The sequence below is a fragment of the Weizmannia sp. FSL W8-0676 genome, from assembly GCF_038593015.1.
GTDB lineage: Bacteria > Bacillota > Bacilli > Bacillales > Bacillaceae_C > Weizmannia > Weizmannia coagulans.
Map to the genome: position 1 here is coordinate 2,665,388 of NZ_CP151954.1, position 17,363 is coordinate 2,682,750.

General features: G+C 38.3%; 6 protein-coding genes, 3 pseudogenes, 1 CRISPR repeat array and 1 riboswitch. Of the genes and pseudogenes, 3 read left to right on the forward strand and 6 right to left on the reverse strand.

Translation table 11 applies throughout. The annotated features are described in order from the left end of the window. Window positions 1–189 precede the first annotated feature (189 nt). Entirely contained in the window at window positions 190–1,491 is a 1,302-nt protein-coding gene (locus NST20_RS13240) for a cation:dicarboxylase symporter family transporter (protein WP_061566115.1), read from the reverse strand. A 204-nt stretch (window positions 1,492–1,695) separates the two neighbouring features. Then, a riboswitch (cyclic di-AMP (ydaO/yuaA leader) is annotated at window positions 1,696–1,843 on the reverse strand. A gap of 228 nt (window positions 1,844–2,071) precedes the next feature. Between NST20_RS13240 and NST20_RS13245 the strand changes: the two genes are divergently transcribed. Both NST20_RS13245 and NST20_RS13250 read left to right on the forward strand, forming a co-directional pair. Next, window positions 2,072–2,692, forward strand: coding sequence for a histidine phosphatase family protein (locus NST20_RS13245; protein ID WP_013860391.1), 621 nt, complete (start codon window positions 2,072–2,074; stop codon window positions 2,690–2,692). Window positions 2,693–3,373: 681 nt separating this feature from the next. Further along, the gene (locus NST20_RS13250) at window positions 3,374–3,793 is read left to right on the forward strand and encodes a helix-turn-helix transcriptional regulator (RefSeq protein ID WP_013860392.1); all 420 of its coding nucleotides are present in this window, start codon (window positions 3,374–3,376) and stop codon (window positions 3,791–3,793) included. Window positions 3,794–4,131: 338 nt separating this feature from the next. Here NST20_RS13250 and NST20_RS13255 read toward each other — a convergent pair. Then, window positions 4,132–4,689: pseudogene (locus NST20_RS13255) on the reverse strand (transposase); the annotation flags it as partial. 199 nt (window positions 4,690–4,888) lie between these two features. Between NST20_RS13255 and NST20_RS13260 the strand changes: the two are divergent. Continuing rightward, window positions 4,889–6,199, forward strand: coding sequence for a transposase family protein (locus NST20_RS13260; protein WP_013858128.1), 1,311 nt, complete (start codon window positions 4,889–4,891; stop codon window positions 6,197–6,199). A 194-nt stretch (window positions 6,200–6,393) separates the two neighbouring features. Here NST20_RS13260 and NST20_RS13265 read toward each other — a convergent pair. The 4 genes and pseudogenes from NST20_RS13265 to cas1b all read right to left on the reverse strand — a co-directional run. After that, window positions 6,394–7,401: pseudogene (locus tag NST20_RS13265) on the reverse strand (transposase); the annotation flags it as partial. A 386-nt stretch (window positions 7,402–7,787) separates the two neighbouring features. Then, window positions 7,788–9,230, reverse strand: a pseudogene (locus NST20_RS13270) (IS5 family transposase). A 118-nt stretch (window positions 9,231–9,348) separates the two neighbouring features. Next, window positions 9,349–15,887: a CRISPR direct-repeat array (repeat unit 30 nt; unit sequence ATTTAAATACATCCAATGTTAAAGTTCAAC). A gap of 180 nt (window positions 15,888–16,067) precedes the next feature. Beyond that, a complete protein-coding gene (gene cas2 / locus NST20_RS13275) occupies window positions 16,068–16,361 on the reverse strand; it encodes a CRISPR-associated endonuclease Cas2 (RefSeq protein ID WP_017554269.1) in 294 nt (97 codons plus the stop codon). Continuing rightward, on the reverse strand, window positions 16,361–17,362 hold the full coding sequence (cas1b, locus tag NST20_RS13280) for a type I-B CRISPR-associated endonuclease Cas1b (protein ID WP_026104851.1): 1,002 nt from the start codon (window positions 17,360–17,362) through the stop codon (window positions 16,361–16,363). The genes cas2 and cas1b overlap by 1 nt, the downstream gene beginning before the upstream one ends. Window position 17,363: the final 1 nt, after the last annotated feature.

A 17,363-nucleotide genomic window follows, 5' to 3' on the forward strand; every position in this document is an offset into this window, starting at 1 on the left:
TTGTGCTCCGGGGTGCTCATTATTGCAGCCCGGCCGGTAACAATCCTTGGAAACAGAGGCACAATTTTTTCGGGCCCATGCAAAAAGGGGACACTGCCGATGATCTTTCAACGGACAGAACATTCGCAAACAAAAAAGGCACCCCGCCCCTGTTCCGGCAGTGCACCTTCTTTAACTTCATAGCTGATTTTAAGATTCCGTTACATATTTGTGATCTTTGGAATCGTGCCCGCCGCCGCTGATTTCAGCAAGGTACGCTTCCCCTTTTTCTTTGTCATATTTTCCTTCCCATTTTGACACAATAATGGTTGCCAGTGTATTCCCAACGACATTGCAGACTGTTCTTGCCATATCCAGAATACGGTCAATCCCGGCAATAAATGCAAGGCCTTCAATCGGAATGCCGACCGTTCCCAGCGTCGCCAAAAGCACGACGAATGAAACCCCCGGAACACCGGCAATGCCTTTTGACGTGACCATAAGCACGAGCACCAGAGAAATTTGCGCACCGATGGACATATGAATCCCATACATTTGCGCAATAAACAGCGCCGCCAGCGACTGGTACAAGGTCGAGCCGTCCAGGTTGAAAGAATATCCGGTCGGAATAACCAGTGTGGTGATCGATTTCGGGCAACCGAATTTTTCCATTTTCTCCATGAGCCTTGGCAGTACCGCTTCTGAGCTTGCAGTGGAATAGGCAAGGATCAATTCGTCTTTCAGGATCTTGAAGAGATTGAAAATATTTACACGGAAAAGCCAGCCAATCAGGCCAAGCACGACAACCACAAAGAAAATAATCGTGCCGTAAACCGTGAAAACAAGCTTGCTCAGCGGGATCAATGACTTGAGGCCGAATTGCGCAACCGTTACGCCAATAAGGCCGAATACACCGATCGGGGCCACTTTCATGACCAAATTGGTGACATAAAACATCGCTTCACTGACACCCTGGAAAAAGCGGAGCACCGGTTTTCCTTTTTCCCCGATGGCTGCCACCCCGATCCCGAACATGACAGAGAAGAAAATGATTGGAAGCATGTTCCCTTGTGAAAGGGATTCAAACAAGTTCGTCGGCACAATATTTAAGATCGTATCGACTATGCCATTGTGCTGCGTCTCTTTCGTTGTTTCCACATAACTGCTGATCGATGTTTTTGCCAGCGAACCCATATCCACCCCTGTACCCGGATGGAACAAGTTTCCGGCCAGCAACCCGACTACAATTGCAATGGTCGTGACAATTTCAAAATAGATTAATGCTTTCAGGCCGAGCTTTCCAACCTGCTTCATATCTCCTGCACCGGCAACACCGACAATCAGGCTTGAAACGACAATCGGGATCACAATCATTTTAATCAAGCGCAAAAAGAAATCGCCAAACGGCTGGAGAATATGGGCCACGGTGTCATTTCCGTGAAAAATGCCGCCGATCGCAATACCGAGAATCAGGCCGATAAAAATCTGCCAGGCTAAACTCACTCTTTTCATGTAGGTCCCTCCCAGATGCCAATATTTTTTCAAAAAGCGCAGTACGCAAGCTGCATACCGGATTGTTTGTAAAACTCAAATTGCAGATACCACCGGTTTCCGGATTTCCATGCGGAAACCGAATTTGCGGATGAAAAAAAACCACGAAAGAGAGAAATTCCTTCGCAGCATTTTTGCTTAAAAGGCGTGTCCAAAAAACACACGCAGTTCTCTCCAGACGCTTACGAGGTTAGCTGACGGATTAGGGAATAAAGAGTTTCCCTACCTTTCAATGAAAGGTTTCACCCCTGGTGCCCAAAGCACCCGTTGGTTCCCCCGTTTACATAAACATGTAATTGAGCGATGATATGAAGTTTTTAAAAAATAAAAAACAACTCATCCTTCTCCAATGTTTTAGCGTCCTTTGCCATTATATAATATTTTAATATAATATAGCAAATAAATTTTTTTATAGCGAGAGGCCGGACGCATTCGCGTTGCATAGCCGGCATCAATTTGCTGGTCATCCGCGGGAGATAGCATTCCACGCTTCAATTTGCTAAAATAAAACCAGTTGATACTTTGTGAAAAGAGGTACATTATGACACTTTTTTATTTTGTGCGCCATGGCCAGACAGAATGGAACGCCGACCGGAACAGATATTGCGGGAGAAGCGATATCGGTTTGTCTGAGACCGGCGTGCGGCAGGCGAAACTGGCGGCAGGATTTTTAAAGGACATTCCGTTTGATGCGGTTTACGCATCAACATTGGGCCGTGCTGTCCGTACGGCAGAAATTCTCGTGAAGGGGCGGAATTTGGAAATACACCAGGATCCGCGTCTTGTCGAAACGGACTTCGGTGCCTGGGAAGGAGAACGGCAGGAAGACTTTTCCGTAAACTATGCGGATAATTGGGAGGCATGGCTACAAGATCCGGGCGCGACACATGCGGGTTATACGGGGGAAACGGCCGTCCAAGTCTATAACCGTGTCCGTGCCTGTATCAATGAGCTGGTGGAAAAACATCCGGAGGAAACCGTCCTTGTTGTGGCCCACAGCATGGCAATCCGCTTTTTCGTCGCCGGAACACTGGAAGTCCCGTTTAAAAATTACCGGATGATCCCGCAAGACAACACGGGCATTACAATTTACAAAGAGGCACCGGAAAACGCCGGATTTCTGGCCATTAATCTCAATACGCATTTATATGCAATAAAATGAGGGTTAGACATTTTCAGAATAACGATTGCCCATTGCTACAGGAACCCAGCCCATGCCGGTTGAATAACGGAACCGGCATGGGCTGGGTTATTTGAAAATGAACGTAAGCCATGATGCGTTTTTATAATTTGTTTCATCAAAAATCCGGGACAAGATTGGTGCATGAACCTGGGGAAATGGCAATTTTACAAAGGCATGCAGCTGCCTTGCCTGCTTGAGGGGTTGCGATCTCTGGTCTCGGCAAGAACTGGCCCCTTTGCCCGGACTCCTCTTTGCACGCGAAAGCTGGTTCATTGGCAAGCCAGAAACGGATTTGTTCATCAACAATGTGGATTAATGATGATGGAATGGCAGGGATCATTGGCCCGCCATTTTTATATGAAAGCGTTTACAATTTGAAAAGGGGTTAAAACCACACCGTTTTCATGCTAAACTGGAAGGGAGACTGTAAAAATAGAGCCTGGAGACCGTATTACTCTTACTTTGGATTTGGGAACTGCAAGTAAGAATCATGAGAAAATAGGGGGGATTTTTTGCTGAAGCTCTATTTTCTTTGTGTCTCCGGCTCTTTGTCAACTTTGTACAGACACTCATCAACAAAATAATTTCTATACACTTATATTATACACAATTATTTTGGAAGTCAACCATCTTTTTTGATTTTTTTAAGGAGCAGTAGCGATGGCCGATCACGGGAATGAAAACATGGATAACGTTAAAGCAATATTCGCAGCCCGTTTGAAAAAAGTGCGGGCAGCTCAAGGCTACAGCCAGCCTGAACTTGCGAAAAGGGTCGGGGTAAGCGACCGGAACATTTCGAACTACGAAACTGGATACAGTTTTCCTTCTATTAAGGTGTTATACCGGATCTCGCAAGTGTTAAAAGTATCCATTGATTATCTTTTAGGCCTTACCAACCATGTGGGCCTGAAAACAAATGAAGCGGTCAGTAATCCGGAAAAGAAACTGCTTGAAACGTTGAGCCATGAACCGGATTTATATCAAATGATGCTGAAAGATCCTGAGAAAATGGCAAGCCGGATTTATCAGACTTGGAATTTGATCAGGGAACTGGACGATGAGGATGACAGAAATACATAATCGGGGGGCGGGTGAATAAGGAAAAGCCCAGGACTCTGAAAGAATTCTAGGAACGAAAAAACAAAGGGGATTTTAGACCGAAAGTTGTTTGGAAGTGCGGCGAAATCGACATCAATCAGTTTTATGGGTGCTTTCTTCTGTTTGGATTTTGTTGAATGAATCGAATACAAGCCAAGTAAGGTTTGCTCAGCAAATCTTACTTGGGACTTACTAATAAACAAGAGTAGAGGCTTGACAAGAATTCGGACAGCTTGGCCAACTTTAATGTAAAGGTTTCATCAACAATGCAGGGAAAAATTTGCACGCTATATAGGGCTTGCTGAACGAATCAAATTTGGTCAGATACAAGCCAAATTCCGATTATCAAAATATAAAATAGTGTTGTGTAAAAATTTCAAAAAAAGAACCCTGAGCTTGCGCTCCAGATTCAGTATGAGGAATTGAAGGGCTACTACTGTTTCGCTGGTCTCCTGAAGGCGTGCTCGAATAAGGCCCAGCCCATACTTGCGCTTGCCTTCGCCAAATTTGCCTTCAACGGCATTACGTTCAGAGGCATCCTGCCTTGCGACGCGTTCCAAGGTTTTGTCTTCCGTTCTGGATGGGCGTCCTAACCTTGGCCCACTCAGACGAATGCCAAGAGATTTGCAGTATGCCAGATTATTACGGTTTCGGTAAATTTTATCTGCCAAGATCGCTTCCGGATAAAATCCGAACCGGTTGTAGTAGTTTTCAACAGATTCCTTGAGAGTGGTCCCTTCATTGTAATTTTCCCAGTCGAGGTGCTCAATCAAGGCATAACCATCTACGACACTGATGGCGACTTTTGAACCGAACTCCACGTTCGCTTTTGCCTTGCCGCGCACAATTGGACGGACATGTGGCTAGGAAATGCTTACAGCTCTGAGGAGTAAAAATTTTTCGTGATAATTTAACTATTCCCCCCCAAAAATGCGGCTAAATATGTAATAATTTAAATAATTAGAGCTTGCTGGACGAATATTTTGGCATGGCTTAGTGACAAGTCGAATACAAGCTAAAATTTGATTCGTTCAGCAAGCCCTAATTAAACTTGGCTGTTTTGAGGGGGTTTTTATTTTGGTTACTAGAAAAGAAAAAAGAAATCGTGAAAAAGAAGCAAATTATTTTTTCGAGTTCCTTAAAATTCAGAAGCATTTTTTCAAAGACCTGATGAATAACCTAAAAAAGGTAGCAGACCACCGACATCAAAGCTATATCACTTATGGTCCAGAGGTCCTTTTATTTACGATGATGTTGAAAAATATGACCGGCCTAAAATCCATGAGAAACATGAGTGAGAGTTTTAATAAAGAAGAATGTATTAAAAATGTAGGGAAGGTGTTAGGCTTAGATTCTCTTGAAGAACTTCCACATTATGATACAATTAACGACTTTTTATCTGGCTTAGATGTAAATGAATTAGAAAAAATTAGAACGTATATGATTAAAGAATTATTGAAAAAAAGGTCTCTCGAGTCTTATCGAATTGAAGGAAAGTACTGGGGTGTCATCATTGATGGAACTGGATTACACACCTTTCATGAGAAACATTGTAAACACTGCCTGAGACGGGCATATACAAATAAAGAAACAGGAGAAACGAACGTACTTTATATGCACCATGTACTTGAAGCCAAGCTTGTCGTGGGGGATATGGTCTTCAGTATTGCCTCCGAATTTATCGAAAATGAATCAGAAAATGTTTCTAAGCAAGATTGTGAATTAAAAGCCTTCGACAGGCTGGCAAAGAAAATAAAAAAAATATTTAAAAGACTACCGATTTGTATCTTGGGAGATAGTCTCTATGCATGTGAAACGGTATTTAATCTGTGCAGGGCGCACAAATGGAAATATATATGCAGATTTAAGGAAGGGAGAATTAAAAGTATCTCGACGGAGTTTAAGGCAATAAAAGAGCTGGAACAAAGTAAGGATCAGAATTCATTAGTTTGGGTGAATGATATTGCCTACAAAGACAGAACGGTCAATCTGATGGAGGCCACAATGAAAACAGAGGATGGGAAATCGAAAGAGTATGTATTTATAACGGATATTAAAATCACGAAAAAGAACGTGGAACGACTCATCGCTGCAGGAAGAAGCCGCTGGAAGATTGAAAATCAAGGATTTAACGAACAAAAAAATAATCGTTACAATATAGAACATGCCAATAGCCAAAACTACACAGCCATGAAAAATCATTATTTATTAGTTCAAATAACAGATATTATTAGACAGCTGTTTGAAAAAGGTTCGTCAATCTTAAAAGCACTCAAAAAAACGGCAAAAGAAAAATCCTCAAATCTGTTGGAATCGTTTCGGACACGCATTTTAACAGACGAGGATTTCACCCATTTAAGTAAGCCAATACAAGTAAGGTTTACTTAATGGTTATATTATAGCAAAGGATGTGATGTAAAAAAAGGTTTTTTTGAAGTTATCCACAATTTTAAAAAAGAAATTTGCAAATTCGGCTCTTTTTGACTTTGAAAGCAGAAAAAATAGATGGAAAAATTTTCTAAATGTGGATAAGTCATTTTATCATAAAACATCTAAAAATTGATGAATTTACTCTTCAGAACTGAAATGCTTACAATCCGGTGGTCAACCCGGTGTGTTTTCTTTTTGTACATTTCTGCCTGTTGGCGGTAAAGTTCATGAATCACGAGAAGTTGCCTGTATTCATCTTTGCTTAAAAGAGACAGAGAGCTTTGGGAAACAAGATTTTTAATGATCTCCAGATCTCGTTTCACATATCCGAGCTGTTTGCCTACAGCTTTCCGGATTTTCCGGGCGCCAGCTTTACGTTGCTTAGCGACAGAAAGATAGTCCTTGCGGGCTCTTTTTCTGTAGGTCCGTGGCTTACGTAATTTCCCTTTGTGTGGTTCATGCAGGACATCAATGATATGTTCCAATTTCTCACGGGCTTCGTTCAACAACCCGAGGTCTGTAGGGTAAGCAATATCAGCCGGTGCACAGGTTGCGTCCAAAATGAGCTTTCCTCTGTTCTTCGTTTTGGGAGAAGCCGATTCAGTTGAATGCTTTTCTGAATCGGAACCGGAAGGCTGAAGATCGCCACGATCATGATCATGATCATTACGATCTTCATCATCATGATCTTCATCGTCGTGATCCTGATCATCATTGTTGTCGTTTTCCTTAGATGCTTCTTCCAATTGGCGTTTTTGTTCTTCCAGAACGATCCATTCATTCAGTTCGTTGATGATATTTGCGCCCAAACGTTTTCTAAAACGAGTCATCAGAGAATGGTCGAATGGGGCTTTTTCCTGGAATTCAGGCAAGCCGATAAAATACTGAAGATACGGGTTTTCTGTGATCTGTTCGACTGTTTCCCGGTCAGACAGCCCAAGCCGTTCTTTGATATAAAGAGCCCCAAGAGCGATTCTGACAGAATAAGCCTTTTCGCCTTTGAATTTCTTCTTGAAGGACTTGGCATACTTTTCTTCGGCCATCCACCAAGGAATCATTTCAGCAAGACGGACCCAGCGATTTTCTTTATTTAATTTCCCACCGAATGGTAGAAAAAAATCATCTACAAAAGTTAATTGATGTTCGGTCTTTTTGTACATCGTAACAGCCTCCAAGTGCAAGGTTTTTTACGTGTTTCCTTTGAAATCCTTACACTTTATATTCGACAAAAGTAGCCAAAATCCTTGTCAAATCTGGAATTTTTGCTTATTCAGCAAGCCCTATATAAGATGGTTAGTTCATCTTATATGGTAACCAAAATAAAAACCTCCTCAAAACAGCGAAGTTTAATTAGGGCTTGCTGAACGAATCGAATTTTAGCTTGTATCCGATTTGTCAGTAAGCAATGCCAAAATATTCGTCCAGTAAGCTCTAATTATTACATATTTAGCCGCTTTTTTGAGAGGTATATTTAAATCATCTCGAAAAATTTTTACTCCTCATATCTGAAATAAGATTCAGTCATCTTCAAGTTCAAATCCGATTATTATAAAAAAGTGTTGTATAAAAATTTTAAAAAAGAACCCTGAGCTTCCGCGCTCTTCATGATAAGAATTGGTGCTACTACTGCTTCGCTGGTATCATGAGGGTGTGCTTAAATAAGTCTTAGCCCATACTTGCGCGTGCCTTCAACGGCATTACGTTCAGAGGCATCCTGCCTTGCCACGCGTTCTAAGGTTTTGCCTTCCGTTTTGGATGGACGTCCTAACTTAGGCCCACTCAGACGAATGCCAAGAGATTTGCAGTATGCCAGGTTATCATGGTTTCGGTAGGTTTTATCTGCTAAAATCGCTTCTGGATAAAATCTGAACCGGTTGTAGTAGTTCTCAATAGATTCTCTAAGGGTGATCCCTTCATTGTTATTTTCCCAGTCAAGTTGCTCAATCAAAGCATAGCCACCTACAACACTGATGGCGACTTTTGAACCGAATTCCCTTTTGCATTGCCACGCACAATTGGACGGACATGCGGCTGGGAAAAGCTCACAACCCGGTGGTCAATCCGATGTGTTTTCTTTTTGTAAATTTCTGCCTGGTAAAGTTCATGAATCACGAGGAGTTGTCGGTATTCATCTTTGCTCAAAAAGGACAGGCAACTTTGGGTAACAAGATTTTCAATGATCGCAAGATCCCTTTTCACACATCCAAGCTGTTTACCGACAACTTTCCGGTTTTTTCGGGCATCTGCTTTGCGTTGCTTAGCGACAGAAAGATAGTCCTTGCGGGCTCTTTTTCTGTAGGTCCGTGGCTTTCGTAATTTTCCTTTGTACGGTTCATGCAGTACATCGATGATATGTTCCAGTTTCTCACGGGCTTCGTTTAAAAGCCCCAGGTCAGTAGGCTAAGCAATATCAGCCGGTGCACAGGTTGCGTCCAGAATGAGCTTTCCTTTGTTCTTCGTTTTAGGAGAAGCCGATCCAGTTGAAGTCTCTTCCGAAGCAGGACCAGAAGGTTGATGATCACCACTACTATGATCGTCAGCATCATGGTGATCATCATTTAGATGCTCTTCCGATTGGCGTTCTTGTTCTTCCAGAGCAATCCATTCATTCAGTTCATTGATGATGTTTGCACCCAAACGTTTTCTAAAACGAGTCATCAGAAAATGATAGAATGGGGCATTTTCCTGGAATTCAGGTAATCCGATAAAATACTGAAAATACGGGTTTTCCGTGATCTGTTGGACTGTTTCCCGGTCAGATAGCCCAAGCCTTTCTTTGTATAGAGCCCCAAGAGCAATTCTGACAGAATAAGTCTGTCTATTCGCTCTTGAATTTTTTCTTGAAGGACTTGGCATACTTTTCTTCAGCCTTCCACCAAGGGATTAATTCAGCAAGACGGACCCAGCGATTTTCTTTATTTAATTTTCCACCGAATGGTAGAAAAAAATCTTCTACAAAAGTTAATTGATGTTCGGTCTTTTTGTACATCGTAACGGCCTCCAAGTGCAAGGTTTTTTACACGTTTCCTATAAAATCCTTACACTTTATATTCGACAAAAGTGGCCAAAATCCTTGTCAAATCTGGAATTTTTGTTTATTCAGCAAGCCTTAAATACATCCAATGTTAAAGTTCAACCTTACTTTGGTACAAGTTATTATGGCGCGACAGCGAATTTAAATACATCCAATGTTAAAGTTCAACTAGCATTACGTCCGGGACGTTAAAAGCTATTAAGATATTTAAATACATCCAATGTTAAAGTTCAACTAGAAACAGCAGTTTTAATAGCGCCCCATACTCTACATTTAAATACATCCAATGTTAAAGTTCAACTTGAGCCAAGCGAGTTTGTTGGCGTCGTGCTGGAATTTAAATACATCCAATGTTAAAGTTCAACTACGACACATACATTCGATTACCTTGCAAAAACGATTTAAATACATCCAATGTTAAAGTTCAACAAGAAGGAATCATTTTTAAAGATCCGACTTTTAAAGATTTAAATACATCCAATGTTAAAGTTCAACGTGCTTGATACGCTCGTCAACTAAGCATTTCCCACAATTTAAATACATCCAATGTTAAAGTTCAACTATCGACAGGCGCGGGTACGGTTTTAGTGTATTTGTATTTAAATACATCCAATGTTAAAGTTCAACTGCTAGCGTGTCGCTCCCTACTTGGGGGCGTGGATATTTAAATACATCCAATGTTAAAGTTCAACGCGTGATCAACTGTAAAGCCTTTTTGCTTTACGGTAATTTAAATACATCCAATGTTAAAGTTCAACCTACAACTAAAAGTAAGTGTGCATTTCGTCCAGCTATTTAAATACATCCAATGTTAAAGTTCAACGCGATAGGTTGGCATTACACAATTACGAATGATCAATTTAAATACATCCAATGTTAAAGTTCAACAAACAGCCATTTGAAGCACATAGTCCCAAGATTCTAATTTAAATACATCCAATGTTAAAGTTCAACTTGTTTGCTAATTTGTTCAATACTTTGCAGAACGGATTTAAATACATCCAATGTTAAAGTTCAACGCTTTTTCACTTGTTGCGGATCGTGTTTTGTAATAGATTTAAATACATCCAATGTTAAAGTTCAACGATATCACCCAGCACATCTGACGGATGCTTGTCCAGATTTAAATACATCCAATGTTAAAGTTCAACAAACAAAGGTTTTGGGGCAAGCAACAGGCTGTCTGATTTAAATACATCCAATGTTAAAGTTCAACATGTGGTTAGTTTGGCTATACGGAGGCTTTACGAATTTAAATACATCCAATGTTAAAGTTCAACTCGCAGACCACCGTGCTTTTGATCGGGATGTCCGCTATTTAAATACATCCAATGTTAAAGTTCAACACAACCCTGTCAACGATCGCCTCTTGCATCCAACTTATTTAAATACATCCAATGTTAAAGTTCAACTAAAGTACAGATACAAACTTGAGGCTGTCGTCAAATATTTAAATACATCCAATGTTAAAGTTCAACGCAAAGGTCATGAGCGCGTCAATGCAAAGCCCGTATTTAAATACATCCAATGTTAAAGTTCAACAGCGGATCGCGCGTTTTGGAAAAATGGACGGATGTAACATTTAAATACATCCAATGTTAAAGTTCAACACATTACATAAAAATTTTTAAGGAGGAATTTAAACAATTTAAATACATCCAATGTTAAAGTTCAACGCCTGTGTTGCATCTCTATCTATTTCGGGAATCAACAAATTTAAATACATCCAATGTTAAAGTTCAACTGGGGATATTTATGCTCGAACAGCTTTTTCTTTATCTATTTAAATACATCCAATGTTAAAGTTCAACGTCCACAGAGGACGCAGCAATCCGTATGGCGGACTTATTTAAATACATCCAATGTTAAAGTTCAACTGATCATGCAAAAATAGAAAAATTACGGGCAACAAATTTAAATACATCCAATGTTAAAGTTCAACAAAACAAAATTTTAAAAATATTTTTTCTGTATCTGCATTTAAATACATCCAATGTTAAAGTTCAACGCCGAGCAGGAAGAAACAGCACCAGAGATAAAAAAAATTTAAATACATCCAATGTTAAAGTTCAACATGTTATACACGTTTGTAAACTTCGATGTGCATCGATTTAAATACATCCAATGTTAAAGTTCAACTCCCAGTGCTTTCGCAAAGACAAAGCAAAGAAAACGATTTAAATACATCCAATGTTAAAGTTCAACCATGTTCATGCTTTGTATATTCGCCTTTCAAATATTATTTAAATACATCCAATGTTAAAGTTCAACAATAATTTTTGTAAATTCATCAACGCTCTCCCCTTATTTAAATACATCCAATGTTAAAGTTCAACTCTTCCATTTCAGTCGGTTGTTGGTTCCACCCATTAATTTAAATACATCCAATGTTAAAGTTCAACGAAAGTGACCCCAAAGCCGTATGGTCAGGATATCTATTTAAATACATCCAATGTTAAAGTTCAACCGAGAGAGAGGCATTTATTCTAAAGTACATGGGAGAATTTAAATACATCCAATGTTAAAGTTCAACGTCTGCGACTGCAAAAGATGCTTTTAATGCGTCTCTATTTAAATACATCCAATGTTAAAGTTCAACGGTTTCACGATGCCTCACCGTCCTGGTCACGCTCGAATTTAAATACATCCAATGTTAAAGTTCAACGAACCGGGAGAAAACAAACATCCTAACGGTTGCCCGATTTAAATACATCCAATGTTAAAGTTCAACTCAAAACCTTAAAATACGCTTGATTGCGATAAGCATATTTAAATACATCCAATGTTAAAGTTCAACTATGTACCGCCAACACGCCAACACGCAAAAAATGTTATTTAAATACATCCAATGTTAAAGTTCAACATGAAGAGCAGATTAAATCTATTTTTACATTCTTTGATTTAAATACATCCAATGTTAAAGTTCAACGATTAGGCTTGCGCAGTCTGCACCGGATCGCACTCTATTTAAATACATCCAATGTTAAAGTTCAACGGGGCTACCCAATCACCTCGTTGTTTGCGTAAAATTATTTAAATACATCCAATGTTAAAGTTCAACAACATATTCGCATGTTTTGGATGAGATGGAGCAGACATTTAAATACATCCAATGTTAAAGTTCAACCGGCGGGCCACTGCAAAACTTCAAGGAATTAATGCTATTTAAATACATCCAATGTTAAAGTTCAACGAATATTGACGATGAATTTGGCACAATCGGAAACAAATTTAAATACATCCAATGTTAAAGTTCAACTAAAAGGGGGGCGGCTCCACATGTACCCGCCGGGCAATTTAAATACATCCAATGTTAAAGTTCAACGTTCTACATCTGCCAAATAAGCCGACAAATAAGCCCATTTAAATACATCCAATGTTAAAGTTCAACGATCCCCGGCACCTTCCCGCTCTGCGACTTTTGCCATATTTAAATACATCCAATGTTAAAGTTCAACGTGTTTTCAAATTGAGATGTTGACTAATTACAACCGATTTAAATACATCCAATGTTAAAGTTCAACGCGTTCTCCCGTCGACATGCTCTGGGATCAGATAAATTTAAATACATCCAATGTTAAAGTTCAACAATCATCCGGGACATTAAATTTGTGGATCCGATGAAATTTAAATACATCCAATGTTAAAGTTCAACTATCTGGTTGCGGGAATTCTATCCAAACTATTACGAATTTAAATACATCCAATGTTAAAGTTCAACCTGGAGAATGAAGTGAGAAGCAACATCACATCCCATTTAAATACATCCAATGTTAAAGTTCAACCTTTAATTTCGTTTCAGCTGCATCTAATTTTGCTGCTATTTAAATACATCCAATGTTAAAGTTCAACTTAGATACCCCTCTTGTGTTTCGTCGTAATCTTGTAATTTAAATACATCCAATGTTAAAGTTCAACATATTGTGTAAATAAGGGCGCAGGATGGCACTTAAATTTAAATACATCCAATGTTAAAGTTCAACTCAGCTAAAGCGTTAGAGCAGCTTTTTAAATACGAATTTAAATACATCCAATGTTAAAGTTCAACTTTCGAGCCGACTTTCCCATTGTATGTCGTATTTTTATTTAAATACATCCAATGTTAAAGTTCAACAATGAACCATTACCGTTTAGAAACTATTTACACATATTTAAATACATCCAATGTTAAAGTTCAACGATATAACATACCAAAAGCACAATTGGTTATTGCATTTAAATACATCCAATGTTAAAGTTCAACACGTGTGTCCAGCAGTCGACCGATCTTTTGGCGTAATTTAAATACATCCAATGTTAAAGTTCAACGGAAAAGGAAATGGTTTGGAAGTGTTCCAGAGTGAATTTAAATACATCCAATGTTAAAGTTCAACATGCAATACAGCTTAAAGCCGATAAATCGACCGTATTTAAATACATCCAATGTTAAAGTTCAACGATCCATATTAAATCATGGACAAGTTCATCAAAATAATTTAAATACATCCAATGTTAAAGTTCAACGGAAGAACAATTGAAGGAGGTGAATGAGAAAAAAGAATTTAAATACATCCAATGTTAAAGTTCAACGACGACGATTCGGTCAGGCACCCCATCGTTCCCCGGATTTAAATACATCCAATGTTAAAGTTCAACCGGACGCATTTTAAGGCCTTGAAGCGTTTTGCCTGGATTTAAATACATCCAATGTTAAAGTTCAACAAGACCATCCTCATACACGATCGCACCGCCTACCGTATTTAAATACATCCAATGTTAAAGTTCAACTTAGTGCGGGCGCCGAACGTTGCACTTTTTCCCTTATTTAAATACATCCAATGTTAAAGTTCAACGTCGAAAGTGGTTGACGGTAAAACCTCTCCAAGGCATTTAAATACATCCAATGTTAAAGTTCAACGCTTGTTGGCTGTCATGCTATCGATCATTGCATCTTATTTAAATACATCCAATGTTAAAGTTCAACCGTTTCCCATGCCTTTATGTGCATCGGCCCATTCTATTTAAATACATCCAATGTTAAAGTTCAACAACATACCGGGGCCTGCTTCCTCTGTGGAAAGCAAAATTTAAATACATCCAATGTTAAAGTTCAACAGATATGGCCAGCACCTGCACCCTATCCCCATGGTATTTAAATACATCCAATGTTAAAGTTCAACCTTTAACAGCTGGTTTTAATGTGTCTGATACACTAATATTTAAATACATCCAATGTTAAAGTTCAACAGATCGTCGCCCGTCAACGCAAAGTAATGTTTACCTATTTAAATACATCCAATGTTAAAGTTCAACATCCGAAATCCGGGTGGGGAACTGCTTCTTTACCCGATTTAAATACATCCAATGTTAAAGTTCAACTTGTTTCCAATTAATTTTATTCGCGGGCTGATGGTGATTTAAATACATCCAATGTTAAAGTTCAACTATCCCTTGTAATGATCTTTATGAATAAGCGAATATATTTAAATACATCCAATGTTAAAGTTCAACCACGATCGAAGGCATCAACGCCTAAACTGCACGCTGATTTAAATACATCCAATGTTAAAGTTCAACTTGTTTCCAATTAATTTTATTCGCGGGCTGATGGTGATTTAAATACATCCAATGTTAAAGTTCAACTATCCCTTGTAATGATCTTTATGAATAAGCGAATATATTTAAATACATCCAATGTTAAAGTTCAACCACGATCGAAGGCATCAACGCCTAAACTGCACGCTGATTTAAATACATCCAATGTTAAAGTTCAACGATTTCGGCTGCTACTTCCTTTACCGCCAATTCCTATTTAAATACATCCAATGTTAAAGTTCAACGCTCCTCAATTATGGATAAGCGTTCCTTATGTCCATATTTAAATACATCCAATGTTAAAGTTCAACTGAAACTGTACTTTGCAATCCGCTTGTTGTTTGTGATTTAAATACATCCAATGTTAAAGTTCAACAAAGGCAACTGACAACGTATTGTCTGTCTGCACTCGATTTAAATACATCCAATGTTAAAGTTCAACTTGTGGATAGGCGCTTTTAATATAAACAGAATAGGTATTTAAATACATCCAATGTTAAAGTTCAACGTTGTTTGGGTCATCCCATCCTGCCCAAATAAAACAATTTAAATACATCCAATGTTAAAGTTCAACCATCCGCGCGGTAAAATATGCAGAACAGTTAATGCCATTTAAATACATCCAATGTTAAAGTTCAACCTGTCGAGAACCGATTTATCTGTCACGTTTAACAAATTTAAATACATCCAATGTTAAAGTTCAACGTTCAAAATCAATCTCGAACCAGACGACATTAAAGCATATTTAAATACATCCAATGTTAAAGTTCAACTGGTTAAACCGGAAGCCTGCCAGCCTTTATTTGATGATTTAAATACATCCAATGTTAAAGTTCAACAAAGTTTTTGAATACGACATAAACGCTGGTGAAGATATTTAAATACATCCAATGTTAAAGTTCAACTCAAGATCATACAAAAAATTAATAATTGTTAAGGCCATTTAAATACATCCAATGTTAAAGTTCAACAAGCTGTTCCACCGTTTGGCAGCCAGCGATCAGAAACATTTAAATACATCCAATGTTAAAGTTCAACCCCAGTATTTTCAACACTTACTGCAAGTATACCTCAGCTAGAGACTTTGGTACAAGTGGATTGTTTGTTTTTTCCCAACCGTTATCGTTTTTTTGATATGTCCATCCAAATTCCCTCAGAAGCCTTTTATACCAAGTGATCGCCAGTTGTGCCGTATTTATTCGGTTGGGAAAAAGTGAGTCATAAAAATATCGATTCTCCATCTCCCGGGTTTTTGCCGATTGTTTCTTCATCAAAGTAGAACTCACTTAAAAACTTAACAATAGAAATGAAGTCTTCATCTTTATGAATTACTTTATTAAGCTCTTTTTTAAGAGAAATTAGCTGTGATGGTGTAATAGCACCGCGAAAAACAGATTTTTGATGATGATATAAATATTTTTTACAAATTTTAAAAACCTTTTGTACTCTTCTTTCGTTTATATCATAAAATAAAAATACATAGTTAAAATTAAGCGACTTTTTTGCCCCCACTATACCATCTCCTTTGCATTAAAAGGGATAAAGGGTTGATCCTCCAAAATATATTTAATTAATTTATAGGCATCCAACCGTATTGCTGTCTCTAATGTTACTTTTCTTTTAAGGCGCGGATGAAGAATTACACTTGATAACCTTTCTTCCAATGCTTCAATAAACACTTTTCTTCCGGCTTCATTTAATAACGCATAGTTCAAATCTTTGTCAAAATGCTTCCCGACCTGTAACTTCCGGTTATTTACAGTTTCAAAAATTGTTTTAAAAACAATAATTGGCTTAAACACCTCACATAAATCAAGTGATAAAGAAAATCTGCTCTCCCCAGGTTCATGCAAATAACTGATGGTTTGGTTTAAATGCGTACGGTATATCTGTGACAATGTTTTACTATATAAAATAGTATTTCCAAAAGAAATTAAGGCATTTATCGGATTATCCGGAGGCCTTCGTACACGCTTATTCATTACAAAACTTTCAGGTAAAAACAGGTGAAAAGTACCATAAAAATTCCGCCAAATTTCTCCTTCAATAAATAATATTTGTTTGACTGAAATTTCTTTTTTTAGTAACTTTGGTACTTCTTTTTTAAGCCAATCAAGGTAAGGCTTCAAATCCGTTTTTCCATGCTTATAATAATGATACAAAACATAATGGATATTTTTCGCTATCCCGTTTACAATTGACTTAGCAACATCCAATCTTTTCGTCTCAAATAACTTTGCCTGCATTACTGTTAATTTCCCACTTACGAGCTGCTCTTTCGGATAAAAAGTGCCGGCATACTGTTGATAATAATTAAAAAAATGAACAATGACACCAGCGTTAGATAAAAAATGAAATAGTTTGCTATTCAAAGATATTTCATTTAAACAATAGATTTCTCTTACACTTTCAATAGGAATATAGGTATGGCCCCGTTCATTTTTAAAAACAAGTGAGTTATCTTTCTTTTTAAGCTCTCCCATGCTAAGTAAATATTTTGTAGATTTTCTCATT